Origin of the sequence: Sphingobium sp. R-21 (assembly GCF_049913335.1) — a bacterium.
GTDB lineage: Bacteria > Pseudomonadota > Alphaproteobacteria > Sphingomonadales > Sphingomonadaceae > Sphingobium.
On record NZ_CP184375.1, the window covers coordinates 1,270,979 to 1,290,939 of the forward strand.

General features: G+C 60.9%; 17 protein-coding genes. 11 read left to right on the forward strand and 6 right to left on the reverse strand.

The features are described 5' to 3' along the window. Positions 1-140: 140 nt before the first annotated feature. Positions 141-431, forward strand: coding sequence for a hypothetical protein (locus tag ACN9MX_RS20305; RefSeq protein ID WP_363828611.1), 291 nt, complete (start codon positions 141-143; stop codon positions 429-431). Positions 432-1,113: 682 nt separating this feature from the next. Here the strand turns inward: ACN9MX_RS20305 and ACN9MX_RS20310 are convergent. Continuing rightward, entirely contained in the window at positions 1,114-2,529 is a 1,416-nt protein-coding gene (locus ACN9MX_RS20310) for an ISNCY family transposase (protein ID WP_426387469.1), read from the reverse strand. 293 nt (positions 2,530-2,822) lie between these two features. Beyond that, positions 2,823-4,238 (reverse strand): ISNCY family transposase, encoded by a 1,416-nt coding sequence (locus ACN9MX_RS20315; protein ID WP_426387469.1) that lies wholly within the window; start codon positions 4,236-4,238, stop codon positions 2,823-2,825. A 405-nt stretch (positions 4,239-4,643) separates the two neighbouring features. Here ACN9MX_RS20315 and ACN9MX_RS20320 point away from each other — a divergent pair, with 405 nt between their 5' ends. Both ACN9MX_RS20320 and ACN9MX_RS20325 read left to right on the forward strand, forming a co-directional pair. Then, the gene (locus ACN9MX_RS20320; RefSeq protein ID WP_363828614.1) at positions 4,644-5,423 is read left to right on the forward strand and encodes an SDR family NAD(P)-dependent oxidoreductase; all 780 of its coding nucleotides are present in this window, start codon (positions 4,644-4,646) and stop codon (positions 5,421-5,423) included. A 209-nt stretch (positions 5,424-5,632) separates the two neighbouring features. Continuing rightward, the gene (locus ACN9MX_RS20325) at positions 5,633-6,106 is read left to right on the forward strand and encodes a MaoC family dehydratase (protein WP_363828616.1); all 474 of its coding nucleotides are present in this window, start codon (positions 5,633-5,635) and stop codon (positions 6,104-6,106) included. A gap of 84 nt (positions 6,107-6,190) precedes the next feature. Here the strand turns inward: ACN9MX_RS20325 and ACN9MX_RS20330 are convergent, their stop codons facing one another. The 4 genes from ACN9MX_RS20330 to ACN9MX_RS20345 form a co-directional block, all read right to left on the reverse strand. Beyond that, complete coding sequence (locus tag ACN9MX_RS20330; protein ID WP_363828619.1) at positions 6,191-6,940, reverse strand: SDR family NAD(P)-dependent oxidoreductase; 750 nt, start codon at positions 6,938-6,940, stop codon at positions 6,191-6,193. Further along, entirely contained in the window at positions 6,937-8,088 is a 1,152-nt protein-coding gene (locus ACN9MX_RS20335; protein ID WP_363828621.1) for a DUF2889 domain-containing protein, read from the reverse strand. The genes ACN9MX_RS20330 and ACN9MX_RS20335 overlap by 4 nt, the downstream gene beginning before the upstream one ends. Next, positions 8,073-9,086 carry a zinc-dependent alcohol dehydrogenase family protein gene (locus ACN9MX_RS20340; protein WP_363828624.1) on the reverse strand — a complete coding sequence of 338 codons (1,014 nt, stop codon included), beginning with the start codon at positions 9,084-9,086 and terminating at the stop codon, positions 8,073-8,075. Before ACN9MX_RS20340 ends, ACN9MX_RS20335 begins: the two co-directional genes overlap by 16 nt. A 72-nt stretch (positions 9,087-9,158) precedes the next feature. Then, positions 9,159-10,496: an MFS transporter gene (locus ACN9MX_RS20345; RefSeq protein ID WP_363828626.1), complete on the reverse strand. Its 1,338-nt coding sequence runs from the start codon at positions 10,494-10,496 to the stop codon at positions 9,159-9,161. Positions 10,497-10,904: 408 nt separating this feature from the next. Between ACN9MX_RS20345 and ACN9MX_RS20350 the strand changes: the two genes are divergently transcribed. The 8 genes from ACN9MX_RS20350 (at position 10,905) to ACN9MX_RS20385 (ending at position 19,959) form a co-directional block, all read left to right on the forward strand. Further along, entirely contained in the window at positions 10,905-12,254 is a 1,350-nt protein-coding gene (locus ACN9MX_RS20350; RefSeq protein ID WP_363828629.1) for an LLM class flavin-dependent oxidoreductase, read from the forward strand. A 40-nt stretch (positions 12,255-12,294) separates the two neighbouring features. Continuing rightward, positions 12,295-13,224, forward strand: coding sequence for a LysR family transcriptional regulator (locus ACN9MX_RS20355; RefSeq protein WP_363828631.1), 930 nt, complete (start codon positions 12,295-12,297; stop codon positions 13,222-13,224). Positions 13,225-13,282: 58 nt separating this feature from the next. Then, a complete protein-coding gene (locus ACN9MX_RS20360) occupies positions 13,283-14,137 on the forward strand; it encodes an HpcH/HpaI aldolase/citrate lyase family protein (RefSeq protein WP_363828633.1) in 855 nt (284 codons plus the stop codon). Between the two features lie 420 nt (positions 14,138-14,557). Beyond that, positions 14,558-15,598, forward strand: coding sequence for a hypothetical protein (locus ACN9MX_RS20365; protein ID WP_426387702.1), 1,041 nt, complete (start codon positions 14,558-14,560; stop codon positions 15,596-15,598). A 734-nt stretch (positions 15,599-16,332) separates the two neighbouring features. Then, positions 16,333-17,529: an acyl-CoA dehydrogenase family protein gene (locus ACN9MX_RS20370; RefSeq protein ID WP_363828636.1), complete on the forward strand. Its 1,197-nt coding sequence runs from the start codon at positions 16,333-16,335 to the stop codon at positions 17,527-17,529. Between the two features lie 72 nt (positions 17,530-17,601). Further along, positions 17,602-18,726, forward strand: coding sequence for an acyl-CoA dehydrogenase family protein (locus ACN9MX_RS20375; RefSeq protein ID WP_363828638.1), 1,125 nt, complete (start codon positions 17,602-17,604; stop codon positions 18,724-18,726). A gap of 27 nt (positions 18,727-18,753) precedes the next feature. After that, positions 18,754-19,077: a 2Fe-2S iron-sulfur cluster-binding protein gene (locus ACN9MX_RS20380; RefSeq protein ID WP_363736070.1), complete on the forward strand. Its 324-nt coding sequence runs from the start codon at positions 18,754-18,756 to the stop codon at positions 19,075-19,077. Positions 19,078-19,173: 96 nt separating this feature from the next. Further along, positions 19,174-19,959, forward strand: a complete 786-nt coding sequence (locus ACN9MX_RS20385; protein WP_363828641.1) for a 2-keto-4-pentenoate hydratase — start codon at positions 19,174-19,176, stop codon at positions 19,957-19,959. Positions 19,960-19,961: the final 2 nt, after the last annotated feature.

Here is a 19,961-nt window from a genome sequence, read left to right on the forward strand (position 1 = left end):
TGGCGGGGCATCAATCCCGGTCAGGCCTGGCGCTCCACTATGGCTGCTTCGCGGAAGTCCGCCTTCGACGATGCGTTCAGCAGAGTGGAACAAGAGTTAACAGCTGATTGTTTCTCCATTCTCATAGGAGGAGGATGGCGATGGTTGATGTTCATACAGATCGTTACACTGACGAGCGGGTTGTCGTTCATAAACATCGGGGCGGACGAACCGTCGCAATCGCCTTGATCCTGGTTCTGGCGGTCGTGGGGATATTGTTCGCAACCGGCTTCTGGAAGGCAGATGTGTCGGGCGGCGATGTGCCCGAGGTCAGCGTAAAGGGCGGGGAACTTCCGAAGGTCGACGTAGATTCCAAGGCGGTGGTCGTAGGTACCAAGAAGGAAACCATCGACGTTCCGACAGTGGGTGTGAAGGACAATGGCGAGAAATAAGGACCGTTTGGAATTGCACAAAACGGCCAAGCAACTTCGCGGCTTGAAAACGGATCGGGTATCCGGGCAGGACGGCAGCCCTGTTCCTTTTGGAACAGGGCCTTCCGGCAAGGCCGTCAGGACAACCCCAGTTAGGCAGCCCGCAACGGCAACTGAAAGCAGGCCCCCAAGGCCCTGATATTCAGGCTTCATAGCTTGAACGCCCGCTATGTTCCTGCGGGTTGGAGAAGACACTTTCCGTCCCCGATAGAAATGACACCGTAAATGACAGCAGAGCCTGCGTAGAACCCTCGGGATAGCGCCGCGCAGACCCTGCTGATGACGTGACAGTGGTGGAGAAGGGCACGGACCCGCTGCGAAGGCAGCGGGCTCGGTCAGAACCGCTTTAGCGCGCCTTCACGAACTCGAGCGTGCCGCGCGCCCGGAATTCCGCCGGGCTGAGCAGGGCGACGTTTGAGCTTTGCCCCACCAACCGACACCCATCGATCTTCACCGGCATTCCTAGATGTTCCTGCCGGTTAGAGAAGACACTTTCCGTCCCCGATAGAAATGACACTCTTGAGATCAGCAGGGGCTGCGTGGAGCCCTTGGGATAGCGCAGCGCAGACCCTGCTGATGGCGTAACAGTGGTGGGGAAGGGCACGGACCCGCTGCGACGGCAGCGGGCTCGGTCAGAACCGCTTTAGCGCGCCTTCACGAACTCGAGCGTGCCGCGCGCCCGTAACTCCGCCGGGCTGAGCCGGGGACGACGTTTGAGCTTTGCCCCGCCCAACCGGCGTCCGTCGATCTTCACCGGCGCCTCCGGTTCGGGGAACAGATGCGCGGGCTGGTCGCGGCGAGCAGGGGCATAGTTGTTCCGCTGCCGGTGATGCGGCGCGATCGCTTGGATCTCTTTTGCTAGCGCCAGTGCCGCGTCGAGATGCTTGTTATCGACGATGGCAGGTTGATTGATCCGGGGCATCTTGTCGAACAGGCTATAGGGAAGGGAGCGCCCCTCGTGGCGGATCTCGACTGTGCCGTCAGGATATTCACAGACATCCACGCGCTTGCGCACCAGTTCCTTGCTGATCGGGTTCGGCTCCAGAAGGAACAGCACTTTGTTATAGTGCAGCGTCAGCGCGGCCGTGACCGTCCGCTGTTCGCGCCAGACCATGACGGAGTGCAGATCATCCCGCAGTGCCAGAGGGCGGTGTAGATCACGACTGTCTGCGGCCGGACGAGCGAAGCGCGCATTGTGCCCAACCATGTAGCTCGGCAGAAAGACGTTCGCTTCTTCGATCGACGAGATACCTTCCAGGCGCATCGCTTTGATCAGGCGGTCCTGCAATGTGCCGTTCGCCCGCTCGACCCGGCCCTTGGCTTGGGGTGAGTTGGCGCAAATGATCTCGATGTTCAGCGCATCGAGCGCGCGCCCGAAATGCGTCATGCCGTCACCCTTGGCGGTCGCTTTAGCGTTGCGGAAGACTGTGTGCTTGTCGGAATAAAGGGCCACCGGCTTGCCGTGCCGCTCGATATATTCGCGCGTCGCTTCCATGTAGGAAAAGGTGCTTTCGCTCTCGACCATCTTGAGGTGCATCAACTCGCTGGTCGCGTCGTCTATGTAGACGAGCAGCGTGCATCGCGGTCCGCGGTCCTCAAACCAGTCATGATCCGAGCCGTCGATCTGGATCAGCTCGCCACGACACTCCCTGCGGTGGCGCGGTTGATATGGGCGAGACCGGCGAGCTGCGCGATCCTGCCACAGACCAGCCTCAATCATCATCTGCCGCAATGTCTCACAGCCCACCGCGATATCGTGGCGCTCCGCCAGATACTCACGCGCCAGGGTCGGTCCAAAATCCGCATAATGCTCGCGGACCAGTGACAGGATCCGCTCGCGAAAGGCATTGCTGTGACGTCGGTTGCTCGGCCGACCACGTTTGCGCGACACCAGGCCTGAAGCGCCTTCAACTCGGAGACGTTCAAGCAACCGGAAAATCTGCCGGCGCTTCAAGCCCAGCAACATCGCCGCATCCTCAACCCGAAGTTCGCCGCGGTCCACGCGCGACAATGTGTCAAACCGCGAAAGCTCGCCATGGCTCATCGCCACCACCGTCATAAGCGCGTCCTCCCGAACTGCCAGGAGGACCATGCCACCGGACTCTGCTAAGGACGCCCGAGGGTGTCATTTCTATCTAGCAGAGGGGTGTCATTTCTATCCGGCGCTTACACTAGATGTTCCTGCCGGTTAGAGAAGACACTTTCCGTCCCCGATAGAAATGACACTCTTGAGATCAGCAGGGGCTGCGTGGAGCCCTTGGGATAGCGCAGCGCAGACCCTGCTGATGGCGTAACAGTGGTGGGGAAGGGCACGGACCCGCTGCGACGGCAGCGGGCTCGGTCAGAACCGCTTTAGCGCGCCTTCACGAACTCGAGCGTGCCGCGCGCCCGTAACTCCGCCGGGCTGAGCCGGGGACGACGTTTGAGCTTTGCCCCGCCCAACCGGCGTCCGTCGATCTTCACCGGCGCCTCCGGTTCGGGGAACAGATGCGCGGGCTGGTCGCGGCGAGCAGGGGCATAGTTGTTCCGCTGCCGGTGATGCGGCGCGATCGCTTGGATCTCTTTTGCTAGCGCCAGTGCCGCGTCGAGATGCTTGTTATCGACGATGGCAGGTTGATTGATCCGGGGCATCTTGTCGAACAGGCTATAGGGAAGGGAGCGCCCCTCGTGGCGGATCTCGACTGTGCCGTCAGGATATTCACAGACATCCACGCGCTTGCGCACCAGTTCCTTGCTGATCGGGTTCGGCTCCAGAAGGAACAGCACTTTGTTATAGTGCAGCGTCAGCGCGGCCGTGACCGTCCGCTGTTCGCGCCAGACCATGACGGAGTGCAGATCATCCCGCAGTGCCAGAGGGCGGTGTAGATCACGACTGTCTGCGGCCGGACGAGCGAAGCGCGCATTGTGCCCAACCATGTAGCTCGGCAGAAAGACGTTCGCTTCTTCGATCGACGAGATACCTTCCAGGCGCATCGCTTTGATCAGGCGGTCCTGCAATGTGCCGTTCGCCCGCTCGACCCGGCCCTTGGCTTGGGGTGAGTTGGCGCAAATGATCTCGATGTTCAGCGCATCGAGCGCGCGCCCGAAATGCGTCATGCCGTCACCCTTGGCGGTCGCTTTAGCGTTGCGGAAGACTGTGTGCTTGTCGGAATAAAGGGCCACCGGCTTGCCGTGCCGCTCGATATATTCGCGCGTCGCTTCCATGTAGGAAAAGGTGCTTTCGCTCTCGACCATCTTGAGGTGCATCAACTCGCTGGTCGCGTCGTCTATGTAGACGAGCAGCGTGCATCGCGGTCCGCGGTCCTCAAACCAGTCATGATCCGAGCCGTCGATCTGGATCAGCTCGCCACGACACTCCCTGCGGTGGCGCGGTTGATATGGGCGAGACCGGCGAGCTGCGCGATCCTGCCACAGACCAGCCTCAATCATCATCTGCCGCAATGTCTCACAGCCCACCGCGATATCGTGGCGCTCCGCCAGATACTCACGCGCCAGGGTCGGTCCAAAATCCGCATAATGCTCGCGGACCAGTGACAGGATCCGCTCGCGAAAGGCATTGCTGTGACGTCGGTTGCTCGGCCGACCACGTTTGCGCGACACCAGGCCTGAAGCGCCTTCAACTCGGAGACGTTCAAGCAACCGGAAAATCTGCCGGCGCTTCAAGCCCAGCAACATCGCCGCATCCTCAACCCGAAGTTCGCCGCGGTCCACGCGCGACAATGTGTCAAACCGCGAAAGCTCGCCATGGCTCATCGCCACCACCGTCATAAGCGCGTCCTCCCGAACTGCCAGGAGGACCATGCCACCGGACTCTGCTAAGGACGCCCGAGGGTGTCATTTCTATCTAGCAGAGGGGTGTCATTTCTATCCGGCGCTTACACTAGAAAAGCTCGATAATATATCTTATGTTAAATTACAATATGTAGAAGCGGCCTAGATTGCTTGCTTAGGGCCATGCCAGCGCCGGGTCGCCCGATCATTCCGAAAGAGCCGCCGAGGCCGGCCGCTGCTCTGGTCTACGTACACGCTCCAAAAATCTGTGGACTCATAATATAGGCGAACTTAGAACATATGAACTAGATAATAGGATTGAGAGGATGAGTGACCTATGACCGGCGCCCACTTTACGATATGTAGCTTCTTGTCGTCGATCTGTGCGAAAGCTTCGCTCGCATGACCGCGGGCTTCGATCTTGGGCTTGCTGGGGTTCCCGCGCTGGTGACTGGCGCGGCATCCGGAATCGGCCGCGCCACCGCGCTGCTGCTCGCCGAGAACGGCGCCTTTGTGGCCATCATCGACAAGAATGCCGACGCCGCCAGGGCCGTTGCCGATCAGATCAATGCAGCGGGAGGACGCGCAATCGCGATCATCGCCGACGCCAGCCAGGAGACCGACGTAAGCCGCGCGATGGCAGAAGCGGAAGCTGCTTTCGGCGTGATCCGTGTGCTCGTGAACAATGTAGGCATCGGCGAGCGGCGCGCGCTTGTCGATATCCCGGTCGATGATTGGCGGAACGTCATCGACGTGAATCTGACGTCAGTGTTCCTCTTCAGCCAGATAGCCGCGCGTCGGATGATCGATCAAGGGGTCAGTGGCTCGATCGTCAGCATCGCATCGGTTGCGGGGGAAACAGGGGTCGTCAACCGCAGTTCATATGTCGCCTCAAAGCATGGTGTCGTCGGGCTGACCAAGACGCTCGCGCTGGAACTCGCGCCGCATAATATCCGGGTGAACGCCGTCGCCCCCGGCACGGTGGCGACCAACCTGACCGCCCATCTGCTGAGCGTTCCGGAGCTTGTCGCACGCACCAACGCGGCGCATCCGCTGAATCGCGTGGCCGAACCACATGAAATTGCCAATGCGGTCGTCTTCCTGGCATCTCCTCGATCAAGCTTTACCACCGGATCGATCGTTGCCGTCGACGGCGGCTTCCTCGCCGGAAAGGCCGCTTGATCCACAACCGTTTGAACGATCCGGACAGCGTAAGCCAGTGGTCGGGCAGAGCCCGCCGAGTTTGCCGCCATGATCCGTCGCCTGGAGCCGCCCGGGACAGCCATGAACGCGTCGAACAGGCCCTATACCGCCCCTCCCCTGCGACGACGGTGCGGCGAACCTCTGCCGGTCAGGATTGCTGTCAAGGAAGCAAGGTGAAGGAAAACAACATGATGGACAGTCCCGTGCTGACCCTCCATTCGCCACATGATTACGCCGATCTGGTCGGAACCGGGTTCGGACCCGGCCGATGGATGCTTATCGACCAGCCGCTGATCGATCGTTTCGCGGAGACGACCGGCGACGACGCCTGGTTCCATCTGGATGTCGAACGCGCTCAGCGTGAATTGCCGGGCGGACGCACCATCGCGCACGGTCTTCTGACCCTATCACTCATTCCCGGCCTGCTCTATGAACTCATCAAGTTCGAGCATGTGGGCCGGGCATTGTCCTATGGCTATGACCGGCTTCGGTTTCCCGTTCCCGTGCCGGAAGGTGGCAGGATCCGGCTACGCGGCCGTATAAGCGGGGCGGAACGGCGGGAAGCCGGCCTGTTCGTCACGCTGGAATGCGTGGTGGAACTGGAGGGGACAGAAAAACCCGCGCTCGTCACCAACATGCTTGAGCTAATCTTTGATGAATAGGGCGGTGATGCGATCTCGCATTGCCTCCTGCGGTAGGTCCAACCACTTCAATACGCACGAAGCACCGGGTTGACCGACAAAACCCTACACGACCATGTAGCCACCATCGACCGGAATAGTGACGCCATTGACGAAGCTTGCATCGCTCGAGCAGAGAAACGCAATAACCTTTGCGACTTCCTCCGGTCGCCCTAGCCGCTTCATGGGGCAATGAGTATCCAGCCAGGATTGAAGTGTCTCAGACGCGGATCTGACCAGAGGCGTCTCGGTGTAACCAGGCGCGACGGCATTTGTGCGTATCCCAAAGGACGACAGCTCACGGCACAAGGCCTGGGTGAAGGCTTTCACGCCCCCTTTTGAACTGCCGTAGCCGGCATTGCTGAAACCGCTGCCGAGGCCAGCGATCGAAGATATGTTGACGATCGCCCCCTTCGTATTTTTCAGGGCTTCCAGAAATGCAACGGTCATGTTGTAAGATCCCGTCAAGTTGACCGAAATTGATCGGTCCCATTCGATCGCTGACTCTGGACTGCCAAAACTCGCGAGACCAGCCACACCAGCGTTGTTTACAAGCGCCGACGCGTCACCCATTTCCCGGCGGACGGCTGCGGCGACATCACGCGATGCGTCGCGATCGGCCACGTCCAGAATATAAGCCTTGGCACATCCGCCCTGCGCTGAGATTCGTCCGGCTGCTTCTCTTGCGGCCTCTCCGTTCCGATCGATCAGCGCGCATCTTGCACCGCGCGATGAAAACTCCTGAACTGTCGCAAATCCGATACCAGAAGCGCCTCCCGTGACGACGACAAGCTGATCCTGATAGTCCATTTTCATGAAATCCTCCCTCGGACCTGCCTCGCCAGCGACACGACATCGAGCAGCGACCTCAGCATGTCATTGAGATGTGTGCAGCCCGATGGGCCACGCAGCTGCGCCGGCACCTGTTTGCGCAATTCCGCAACATGGTGGCCGAGCAGCATTGCAGCCGTGGCAGGAGCCGCCTCACATGTCAGATAGGGCAAGACGTGCGGCGTGACATCAACCGACTCCAGTGTGAGCGCTTCGGCATCAACCTTGGCCAATAAACCATATTCATGGAATATTCGCCGCTTGTCTGGATTGCCGAAGATGGCGCAGCTGTCCTGGAACCAGGCATCGACGAAGAGCGCATTGCCGTCCCGCCAGACATCGGTGCGCCGGAGCCTCCATTCGTCCGGACCATCGTGCTTCGTCAGCGCGTGAAACGCCTGTGTATCTGTGAACGCAGCCGCCGGCGGTCCTTCCGGCTGCCTGGCGATGTCCTCTCTGCCGCGGCCGTCGGCCCTGATCGAAGGTGAACCAGGAGCGTAGCTGATGCAGACATCCGTCACATCGCGGTCCGCCGGAGAGGGCATGCCGGTTCGTTCGACATGGGAATTCAGGCCGCCCTCCCACCCGTGCCAGGCGGCGAAAGCCATGAACGCGGCCCCGGCAAGATCGTCAAGGAGCCGATGGAGGCAGGTCGCATTCATTGCCTCGTCAGACAAGACGCTGGACATCGCCTTTCGCATCTCTCCGCCGGGCTTCAGGCCAGCGAAGCCACCCAGTTGAAGCTGGCAGCGACTGCCACCAAGCGAAACCAGTCGGCCATCAAGGCCGAGCCTTGCCTCAAGATGATCTTCGGCAACATTGGCAGCTTGCTGGTCCGGCGGCTGTTTGACATCACGCGCACGGCCGACAATTGTCACGATCTGCTCGTTACCCAGACTCCACAGACTTTGCAGTGAGCTGGTGCGGCGCACCGAGCCAGGCCGTAGTCCGCTCTCAGGATCGGCGGCCTTTGCAACTGCCTCGTTGTCCGAACTATTCCCATTCACCTTGATGATCTTTCCTTCGGTCGGTGGCGGCGGTGAATCGCTGCTCCTGCGCTGCCCGGCATTCACAGATGAAGAACGCGAATCCGAGCGGCGCAGCATGGTGCTTGCGCTTATCCATTCGGCCATTCATCCGGGCCTTGCACGGTGACGACCACCTTGCCGACATGCGCATCCCTTTCCACTGCGCGGTGCGCGTCAGCAATATTCTCCAGTGGGAAGCGATAAGCGACCGGCATGCGATAGGCGCCGCTGGCGATCCCGCCCCGCAAGGCTTCGATCGCCGCAGGCCCGCGATCCTGATCGCTCAGCAATGAATACATGTTGAAGCCGCGCATCGTCAGGCAGCGACGCATTGCGAGGGGCCGGGGAAAGGTGGTGGGCTCCCGCGACAAACCGCCGTACAATATCAGCGTCCCCTCCTCCGCCAGGCTGTCCATCAACAGTTCTGCGAAGGCGCCTGCGATCGGATCGAAGATCAGGTCGGCGCCGCGACCACCCGTGATCCGCCGGATCTCACCGACGACGTCGTTGCCCTCGGTGGCCAATATATGGTGCGGTCCAAAATTGGCTAGCTGGTCGATCTTCGCCGCCGTACGCGTCGTTGCGATCACATTGGCGCCCAGGTTGCGCGCGATCTGCATGGCCGCAACTCCGATTGCCGACGATGCCGCAGTGATTATGACGGTCTGCCCCGCCTTAAGCCCGCCGCTGTCCCGAAGGCCGCCCCACGCAGTGAGGAAGGCAACCCAGCTCGCCGCCCAGTCAACGGAATCCAGCACATCGGGCAACCTGACCAGACCGGTCACCGGGTAGAGAATTTCACTCGCATAGGTCCCATAGGTCCCTGAAGCGGCCGAAAGCGTCGCTACTCGCGTTCCCACTGGCCAGCCCGTCACACCCTTGCCGACGGCGGCGATGCGGCCGACGGCTTCGGTGCCGAGGATCGCGGGAAGCGGCGGCTTCATTGGTGATTGCCCGCTCCTGATCGTCGCTTCCAGGCGATTGATGCCAATCGCCTCCACCGCGATTCGCACCTCGCCCTCTCCCGGCGCCGCGACCTCCATGTCTTCGATATGCAGTACGGCGGGACCGCCGAACTCATGGATACGAACGACCTTGGCCATGCCTGTCTCCCTTGAACTAGCCATATTGAACCCGATCGAGCGTAGGTGCGGCGCAACGGCTGGCGCCGCGGATCATTGGATCTGGACGAGGTGGGTCTTGCCGGCGACTCGGAAGGACATCCAGATCAGGACTGGCCAGACCAGGAGCGACAGGATCACCAATCCCTCCCGCAACCCATGCCCCTCCCCGGCCACGGCCGCGCCGAGTTCCACCGCAGCGAGCGGCGCCAGCCCATAGCCGAGCACAGCCACGATCAGAAGGTATATGCTGCTCACACGGCCACGCATCTGCGGGGGACCGAAAAGCTGGATGCTCAGCGGCGAAACCACCGAGAAGGCGGTACTGAAGAACATCCCGACCCCGAAGCCACAAAGCAGCGGTACAAGCGAATCCATCATCAGCCCCGCGGCAAAGGCGGGCGCCGCGACCAAGGCAGGAAGCCTGAAGGTACGTACGATGCCGCCCGTCGGGTCCGCCAACTGCTTTCGGGTGGCAATCCATTGCCAGAAGAAATTGCCGACGAGGCCGGCTGGCACGCCGACGAGGCCGATCAGATAGCCGGCGCTGGATGGGCTCAGCCCCTGCTCACGCGCCAGCAGTGCGGGAAGCCAGGCGATGATCGCGAGACTGTACAGGCTGTTCAGGCCGGTGAGCGACAGCAGCGGTCCGAAGAAGCCGAAACGCGCGCGCAGATAGGTGAACACAACGCGTATGTCGGCATCGGCGACCGGCACGTTCCGATCCTCGCGCCGCGTCGGCACTGTGGCGATCAGTACGAATATCGCCGCAAGCAGCAGCCCAGGCAGGCCCACGAAGATGAATGTCATCCGCCAGGCATCAAGGCCCGTATAGCCGCTCATCCGGGCCGCCAGATCCATCGCCGCCGCGCCCACGGCATATGAACCGATCGCCATGACGCCGGCGACGGAGGAAAAGATCGCCACGGGCATGCCCCTTCTGTGCCGGGGATAGAGATCTGCGATGAGCGAGATCGCCGCGGGCGTCAGCACCGCTTCGCCAAGGGCAACGCCGCTGCGCAGGATCAACATCATCCAAAAGCCGTTCGCAAAGCCGGACAGGATCGTCGAGAGGCTCCAGACGACCACTCCGGCAGTCACCACGATGCGTCGGTTGCGCGTATCAACGAAATGCGCGAGAACAAGGCCACCCACGGCGTAGAACAATGCAAAGCCAACGCCCAGCAGGAGGGCCAACTGCCGATCATCCAGGGCTAGCGACTGGGATACAGGCAAGGCCAAAAGCGCCAGGATGCTGCGATCGACGTAAGAAACCGCATAAAGCAGCGTCAGCAGGGCGACAGTGATCCCTGCTCCTTTCATGGGGGATTCCTCACTGCCCGCGGCCGGCATATCGCTCTCCAGCTTCAGGCTGGCTTCAGTCAATGACACGAAGCTATTCTCCTAGAACGATCGATCTAATCTGAGATGTCATGATCTCGCGCCGACCTCATATATTGCATATAAGACGATGTTCCATCATCGGTCACGGGAAAACTCATATTCAATTTTCTTGATGATCGATTGTTTTATCTGATCGCCATGGCGCCGCCGCAGCCTACTTCTCGCGACAACGCGCACTGATGTGCATTTATCGAATATTTCTAATAATCAAACCGTACTTCGCAGTTTCGTAGCCATGCCTTTCGGCAGAAAGTCAGATGGCCGCCGTCAGACGGCGATCGATTTCAGAAGCGTCGTGGCGCCCTCGGTTCAGAGACAAGCGGTGCACAGCAATGAGCATGGGCCAAGGCGGAGGCCATGGAGCATGCGGCAGATTTTCAAGGGAAAGAGGTGTTCATGGCCCAAGATCGTCAGATGGCGCTTGTCGCATTCCTTCAAGCGCAAAACTGCTCGAATCTTCCCGCGTCGTGGAGGCATCCGGCGGCGGCGGCCGACTTCCTGCAGCCAGAATATTATCAGCGCATCGGCCGCACCCTGGAGGAAGGGAAATTCCACCTCGCCTTCTTTGATGACCGGCTCGCGATCCCGGACGTCTTCGGCGACGACTATCGCATGACCGTGGAGCAGGGTATCCGTGCGGTGAAGCTCGATCCGATGCTGTGCGCCAGCGCGCTGGGTCATGTAACGCGCCATCTTGGGATCGGCGTTACCTATTCCACGACATATTACGAGCCCATCCATGTGGCGCGGACCTTTGCCACGCTCGATCAACTGACGGGCGGAAGGGCGGCCTGGAACGTCGTTACGTCCCTCAACGATTCAGAAGCAGCCAATTTCGGCCGTGATGCAGCTCTCTCTCACGATCTGCGCTACGATCGCGCCGAGGAATTTCTGGAAGTGGTGCAGGGACACTGGCGCAGTTGGGATGACGATGCGTTGGTGATCGACAAGGAGCGCGGCCTGTTCGCTGATCCGGGCAAGGTCCGCCGCCTGGAACATGCCGGGGAATGGTTCAAGTCTCGAGGACCCTTCACGGTCCCCCGTTCGCCGCAGGGCGAGCCGGTCCTGATCCAGGCAGGGCAGAGTGGGCGTGGCCGGGCCTTCGCGGCGAAGTGGGGCGAGCTCGTTTTCGTCATCTATCCGAACCTGGAGGTGGGACGCCGGTCCTATGGCGAATTCAAGGATCTGCTGGACCAGATCGGGCGCGGCAGGGATTCGGTCAGGATCACGCCCGCCGTCTACGCCATCGTCGGCGAGACGCAGGCGCAGGCGGAGGATAAGAAGGCGCTGATCGACGGCCTCACCAAGCCTATCGACGGATTGGTGTTGTTGTCCGAGGTGCTCAATTTCGATTTCTCGACGAAGGGCTATGATGAGCCGTTCACGAGCGAGGAGATGGATGCAATATCCGGCATACAGGCGTTCCGCGACCGCGTCGTCCGGTTGAGCGGGCGCACCAATCCCACGCCGGCCGATTTCGTGCGCTTTACGCAGCGCGGCACGCTCGCCGAGTTCCCAACCTTCGTCGGATCGCCAAAGCAGGTCGCCGACCAGATGGAAGAGTGGTTCGGTTCCGCCTGTGATGGCTTCGTGCTTGCGGCGGGCTATGCTCCCGGCAACTATGAGGATTTCGTCCGGCTCGTGGTACCCGAACTGCAACGCCGTGGCCTGTTCCGCAAGGATCATCAAGGCATCACGCTTCGCGACAATCTGGGAATCAGGAATCCATCGATATCCGGCGGCTGATCGCCTTCCCAGCGAACCGTTGACGCTCTAAGATCAAAGCATGGATCAGGAACTGGCCCGTTTGAACCTCAATCTCTTGCGTGCCTTTTTTGCCGTGGGGCGGCATTGCTCGTTCGCTCGCGCAACGACGGAAGTCGGCCGATCCCAGGCGACCCTCAGCATGCAGGTGCGCGAACTCGAACGGCAGCTCGGGGTCAGCCTTCTGGAACGGACAACGCGAAAGGTCGCCCTGACGGAGGCTGGAGCAGCCTTGTTGAAGCGCGTGGAGAGCGGCTTCGCGGAGATTGCCGACGGCTTGTCGACGGTCCGCAGCATCTCCGCGATGCGGCACGGACGGCTGGTGATCGGCTGCGTACCTTCGATATCCGGCAGCCGCCTGCCGGCGATCATCGCCTCGTTCCGGCAGTATGACCCCACCCTGCGGATCGATGTCGAGGAGCTTACCTCGCCGGAGGTCGTTACAGCCCTATCGGAGCAGCGCGTGGATATCGGCATTGCGCCCTGCCCATCGCCCACGCCTTCAGGAATCAGCTTCGCCCCGGCCGTCGCCGAGCCCCTGTGCATCGTCATCTCGCGCAAGCTGAGCGCGCCCACTGGCGAAGCTATGAGCCTCATGCATCTGGCTACGCTGCCGCTCATAACATTGTCAGGATCGGTGCTGCTGCAATCGGAGCTGGAACAGGCCATGCAGTCGCACCAGCTCCAGCTTCAATCGCGGACGGAGGTGCGCCACATCCATACGGCCGTCGCCATGGTGCGGGCCGAGGTCGGGGCGGCGGTAATCCCCCGGCTCGCACTGCCCGATCGATTGGACAGGGACATTGAAGCCCTGCCGATCGGCTCTCCGCCACTCACCCGTGCGCTGGGCATTCTTACGCGAAAGGGTCATGCGTTGTCCTCTTCAGCGCTGCGCTTCTCACGGCATACCCGCGCCGCCCTGATCAAGAGCCTCGCCGCAATCGCGCCTTAGGAATCCGACCCGCTGCAATAGCGCGACGCAATCAAACAGCCCAGTAACGGAGGTCTGCATGACCATAATAGCTCGTCGAAGCGCCCTTTATCTGCCCGCGTCCAATGCCAAGGCCATCGCAAAGGCACGCACGCTCGATTGCGACGTGGTCATCCTGGATCTTGAGGATGCCGTCGCCGCAGATGTCAAGCATCTTGCCCGCGAACAGGCTGTCGCTGCACTTGCGGAAGGCGGCTTCGGGCGGCGTGAGCTCATCGTGCGCGTGAACGGCCTTCAGACCGAATGGGGCGAGGCGGACCTGCGCGCGATCGGACCAGCCGGCGCTGACGCTATCCTGGTGCCCAAGGTCAGCACGGCCGAGGACATTGTTCGATATGCAACACTGCTCGAGGGCCACGATGTCGACCTGTGGGCGATGATCGAGACACCGCTGGCGCTGTTCCGACTCGAAAGCATAGCGGCTACCGCCGAGTCCACGCGCCTGCGCGCCTTCGTCATGGGCACCAACGACCTCGCGAGAGAGACCGGCGCTACGCTCGACACGATGCGCACGGCATTCACAGGCGCGCTTGGCCTCGCCGTCGCGGCGGCACGCGCACATGGCCTGTCGATCCTCGATGGCGTATATAATCACCTCGACGATGAAGCGGGTTTTGAAGCCCAGGCGCGACAGGCGGTGCTGTTCGGATTCGACGGCAAGACCCTGGTACATCCTCGCCAGATCGCCATCTGTCACCGGGCATTCACGCCCGACAATGCAGCAATTGCGCGGGCCCAGCATATTATCGCCGCGTTCGACGCCCCTGAAAATCAGGCGAAGGGCGCGATACAGGTTGATGGCCAGATGGTTGAACGGTTGCACCTGGAGGGCGCCCGGCGCACCCTCGCGATGGCAGCCCTGCCGACGGCCTGAGACAGCGTCTGCACGCCCCAATTGGAGCGAATGCCGCTGCATCAAAGGCCGCAATCCGCAGGACGGATCTTCTGCCCGCTCCTTTGGTGGACGCGCCCACAGGCCCGATGCAGAATCGTGTTGGCAAGCAAATCGCTCTCCATTAGACAATGTAAAACGTTTGACTAAATAAGGCACATTGCCCTGCGCGATGCCTGCCGCAAAAACGATCATGGAGTGGATATGGGAGCGAACATGCCGGGCCGCTCGGACGTTCCAAGCTTCTTGGCACCAGGGTGGTGACAGGCGCCCGCCTGCCAGCGCAATGAAGCTGGGCCAGCAGAGACCGGCCTTGGCCAGAACTGGAAGACGCACCCCGCGATTCAGGCGTGATCCGCTTATCCAGTTGAACCGAACACACCTATGGAAGGAACAAGACGCATGGCCGAAATTCTGGCGCTGGGCATCAGCCACTATCCGATGCTGCTGTGGCCCGACAAGAACATGTCAGGACTGCTCAAGCAAATGATGACCAATCCAAAGCTGCCTGAGCCGCTCAAGAGCGCGGCCGGATGGCCAGCGGCCATGCAAGAGGAATGGGGCAACGACGACGGCGAGGCAGCAGCGGCCCTCCATCGCGAGAAAATGGTCGACTGGACCCGCAAAGCGCGACAGGCTCTGGATGACTTCAATCCGGATTTCGTCCTTTTGTGGGGCGACGATCAATATGAGAATTTCCGCGAAGATGTCGTCCCGCCCTATTGCGTGAATGCACACCCCGAATTCCGCTTTCACAACTTTCCGAACAATATCTGGGGAGAGCCCGTCGACAAGGAGTTCGTGCTGCCCGGCGTGACCGAGGCAGGCAAGCATCTGGTCAGCGAACTGATTTCAGCCGGCTTTGACAGCGCTTATTCGTACAAGCCGCTGCATCATCCGCTCGGCCACGCATTCACGAACGCGATCTTCTATCTGGACTATGACCGCAAAGGCTTCAATTACCCGATCCTGCCGGTCTCCATCAACTGCTATGGCCGACACGTCATCTGCCAGAAGGGCGGCCTGCCCTCTTTCACGAAGGAACTTACCGAAGCGGATCTCGATCCGCCGGCCCCCACCCCGGCCAGGTTGTTCGATCTGGGAGCCGCGACGGCGCGCATTCTGTCGCAATCCAAATATCGGGTCGCCATCATCGCATCGTCGAGCTGGTCGCACGCCTTTCTGACCAAGAAGAATCACTATCTGTGGCCGGACATCGAAGCTGATCGTTCCCTCTTCGAGCCGATGGCGAGCGGTGACTATGCCTCCTGGCGCGACTATCCAGCCTCCGCAATCGAAGATAGCGGGCAGCAGGAAGTCCTCAACTGGTTCTGCCTCGTTGGCGCCTTGAACGAACTGGGTCGCGACCAGCCCGACGAGATCGGCTTCGTTGAAACCTGGATTTTCAACTCGACCAAAGCCTTCCTCGTATCGCGGCCCTGAACCGTCCAGAATGCACGCCGTGCGCCCGCCGCGGCCGGCGCACGGCCGCCTCAGGCGTGAGCCCCCGCAAGCGGTCGCGAAGCGGGGTCTGAGAACCTTATATCCTGCGCATAAATCATGCGTCTGTGAAATGTTGGCGCCATCGTACCGCGTTTTCCGATGACGCTGAGCACATCCCCAAGGCGCCGAGGGGTTCCGCTTCTCCGCTGTCTCAAGAATGGTTGTCGGATTTCCGTTCGCTGACAAACGCCACCGCGTCAAGATTTCCCGGACAATCGATTCCTTGCAGTCTGCAAGACGATGAACCGCTCGACATGCTGGCCTCAGCATCCATATTAAAGCATATGGCCTATATTTAAGTTGGCGATGGTCCTACTTTTCCACGAACTCGGCCCAGGACGTGAACAGAGCTGAATTCCTGGAGTCGTCCGTAGGGAATCAACAGTCCGCTCACATCGAGCGCTCCATGCGAATATGGCTGATTGTAGCGCATTTCCAAACCGCCTGCACGACCAGTCCGATCAACCGATTTCACCGCGCCACTCCACAAGCCCCAAAGCTCGCACAGTTTCAGCTTGACAGCTAGGGCGAGCTTCGAACAGATAGAACATACGCTTTATATGTAGCCATTCATTCTGAGCGAACTGGTTCAGGGCAAACGAATGGCACATTGCCAGGATTATGGAATTACAAGGCACCGGGCATCGCGCCGGCCATTGCTATGGAGAGTGAGTATGGACTTCAATCTTCCCGCCGACGATGATCCGCGCCGCTTGGAGGTGCGCAAGTGGCTCGAAGCGCACCCTAACGTAACCTATGAGGAACTGGCGCAGAAGGGCTACACCGTTCCGCACTGGCCGGCGCCATGGGGCCTCTCGGCGGATCCCGAAACGCAGCTGATCATCGAACAGGAGATCAAGCGCGCCGGGATCACGCATCCTCATACCCTCAATCCGATTGGCGTGAACCAATGTGGCCAGTCGCTGTTGGTATACGGCACCGAAGAGATGCAGCAGAAGTTCCTACCGCCAGCGCTTGCCTGTCGCGACATCTGGTGCATGCTGTTTTCAGAACCGTCCAGTGGATCGGACCTGGGCGGCCTGCGCACTTCAGCACGGCTGGAGGGTGATCATTACATCATCAACGGCCAGAAAATCTGGAATTCGAATGCTCATATTTCGCAGGTAGGCGTTGTTATCGCAAGGACCGACCCCACGGTGCCGAAGCATCGCGGCCTGACTGTCTTCCTCATCGACATGAAGGACCCGGGCGTTGAGGTACGCCCGATTCTCGACATGTCCGGTCATGCACCTGAATTCAACGAGGTGTTTCTGACCGATGTCCGGGTGCCTGTCAGCAACCGGCTCGGCGAGGAAGGCCAAGGCTGGCGGATTGTTCTCGAACAGTTGCAGACCGAGCGGATGGGCATGGTGAAACCGGGCGCGGTATGGGGTTTTGGTCCAACCGCGCGGGAGCTTGTTTCCGGCCTGATCGAGACGGGCAAGATCAATGATCCGCTCGTTCGGGACGAAGCCGCGAAACTCTATGTCGAGGGCGAACTGCTCCGTCTGCTGGCCGATCGCAACCTCAGTAACCGGATCAACGGCAATCCGCCCGGCCTTGAGGCGAACCTTGGCAAGATGATTGCCTCGCCTCACGGCCAGCGCCTCTCGGATCTGGCCAAACGGACAGAGGGTATAGCCGGGATGCTGCGCGACGAAGATGAACTGCCCCTGCCCAAGCAGGACTATGGCTTGTTCAACAGCTGGGACTATTGCTACTGGTTCGGACCGGCTGGCACGATCGGTATCGGCACGACGGAAATCCTCAAGAACACGGTCGCGGAGCGCATCCTTGGCCTGCCGCGCGACATCGATCCGTCGGCAAAATTGCCGTTCAGTGAAATCGGGCGGCCGCAACTGGCGGCCTGAAACATCCATCGCGCCGATGTCCGCGCCCCTGCAAACGCCAGGACATCGGCCCTCGACCGGGGAACTTATCCAATGAATTTCACCCTCAGCGAAGAGCATATCGCTCTCAGGGATAATGCGCGCGCCTTCCTCTCGAAGGAAGTCAGGCTCGACCCTTATCTCAAACCAGAGGCAAATGAGCAGCCTGTCGCGCGTGATGGCCTCTGGGATGAAATCCGGAAGCTTGGCTGGACCGGCATCGTCATCCCGGAAGCTTATGGCGGATTGGGCCTGACCTATATCGACCTTGTCATGATCGTCGGTGAAACGGGCCGCACCCTCGCGCCGTCGGCTCTTTTCGGAACACTGGCGGGCGCCTGGGCTGTCGAACGTTGCGGCAGCGAAGAGCAGAAGCAGACTCTGCTGCCGCAGGTGGCCGCAGGCGAGCTTTCACTCGCGCTGGCAGTCGCGGACCCGAATGGCGACGTAAACGGCCTGTCACATGGCGCCACCGCTTCGAAGGCGGGGGACGGCTGGACGATCAGCGGGGAAAAGTCGTTCGTCGTCGAGGCAGCCGATGCAGACAAGATCGTGGTCATGGCGGACATCGAAGGCACGCCCGGCTTCTTCATCGTGGATGCCAAGGCCCAGGGCCTGGCGATGGAACGCCTCGACTGGCGCGATATCACCCGCCATGTGAGCCGCATTTCATTCAAGGACGTGCCGGCCGAGCGGCTGCCTCAGGCCGATGGCGACAGCTGGTCGTGGATCCGCGACCGGCTCTACCTCATACTCGCTGCGGAAAGCGCCGCAGGTGCCGAACAGGTGCTTGACGACGCCGTGGCCTACGCAAAGGAGCGTATCGCCTTCGGCCGCCCCATCGGCACTTACCAGTCGATCAAGCATGACCTGGCCGAAGTCGCCGGCGGCAACGAATGCGCCACTGCCGGGGTGCAATATGCCGCATGGGCGTTAAGCGAGGGTACCGCCGACGCCAGCAAGGCCGCAGCCATTGCACAAAGCTATGCCAGCGAGCAGTATCGCGCTGCCACCGCCTGCAATATTCAAGTGTTCGGAGCCATCGGCTTCACCTGGGAAATGCGGAACCACCTCTACTACAAGCGGGCGCGCGCCAACGCCGAGTTGCTTGGCACGCCTCGCGAACAGCGTGAGCAGATCATGCGGATATTGGAAAGCGAGCATAAGCACGCGGCCTGAGAGGAAGCGGGCGCAAAGGAAGATAAAATGGTTCTGGTACGATTTGTCGATCCGGCGGGGCAGGAAACGGACGTCGCGATCGACGATGGCATCTCTGTCATGGAAGGGGCGGTAACGGCAGGAATTGCAGGGATTGACGCCGATTGCGGCGGTCAGCTCTCCTGCGCCACCTGCCACGTATATCTGGGCGAAGCTTGGGTCGGGCTCGTGCCAGCCCCATCCGAGGAGGAGGACGCGCTGCTCGATTTCGCGGCAGAACGTCAGCCCAATTCGCGCCTGAGTTGCCAGATCATCGTTCAGCCTGAGCTGGATGGTCTGGAAATCGGGATTCCCGTTCATCAGGGTGGCTGAAGGACCGACCCCGATGGCAGGCGCTGTCGCGTCCGGCGCGATCCGTACGGAAGTGGCGTTTCAGGCTCAAACCATCGATCAGTTGCGGGAGATGCTATGACTGCGACTACTCACGACGAACTCGCCAGCCGCCTGCGCGAGGCTTATCGATCCGGTGCTGTGCCACCGCTGCGCGACGGCCTGGACCCGCTCGATATGGCGGGTGCCTATGCCGTACAGACGATCAACACGCGCTACTGGGAATCGCAGGGACGCCGGATCGTGGGGCGCAAGGCAGGGTTGACGGCCAAGGCCGTTCAGATGCAGCTAGGCGTCGATCAGCCCGACTTTGGCGTGCTGTTCGATGATATGCGGATCGCCGACGGCGGCCGGCTCCACCCCGGCGCCTGCCTTCAGCCGAAGGCGGAAGCGGAGATCGCGTTCGTGCTGGGTACGGATCTGCCTTCCGCACAAACGACGGCTGAAGAGGCGGCGGCGGCAGTGGCGACGGTCCATGCCGCCATCGAGATCGTGGACAGCCGGATCGCCGACTGGAAAATCACCTTCGCCGACACCGTGGCGGACAACGGCTCCTCCGCCTTTTTCGTTTTGGCGGAAGAAGGGCACCCCTTGCCCGGCCTGGACCTGTGGTCTGCCGGGATGGTGATGGAGATCAATGGGACGATCGCATCCCTGGGCGCGGGCGCGGCGGCGCTTGGACATCCTTTGAATGCAGCGGCATGGCTTGCGCGGACGCTGGCGGAGCGCGGCGAGCCGCTGAAGGCTGGCGACGTGCTGTTGGCGGGCGCACTCGGACCCATGGTAGCCATCCATCCGGGCGATCAGGTGCGTGCCGTGGTGGGCGGCATCGGGACATGCAGTTTTAGATATGGAGAGGCTTGATT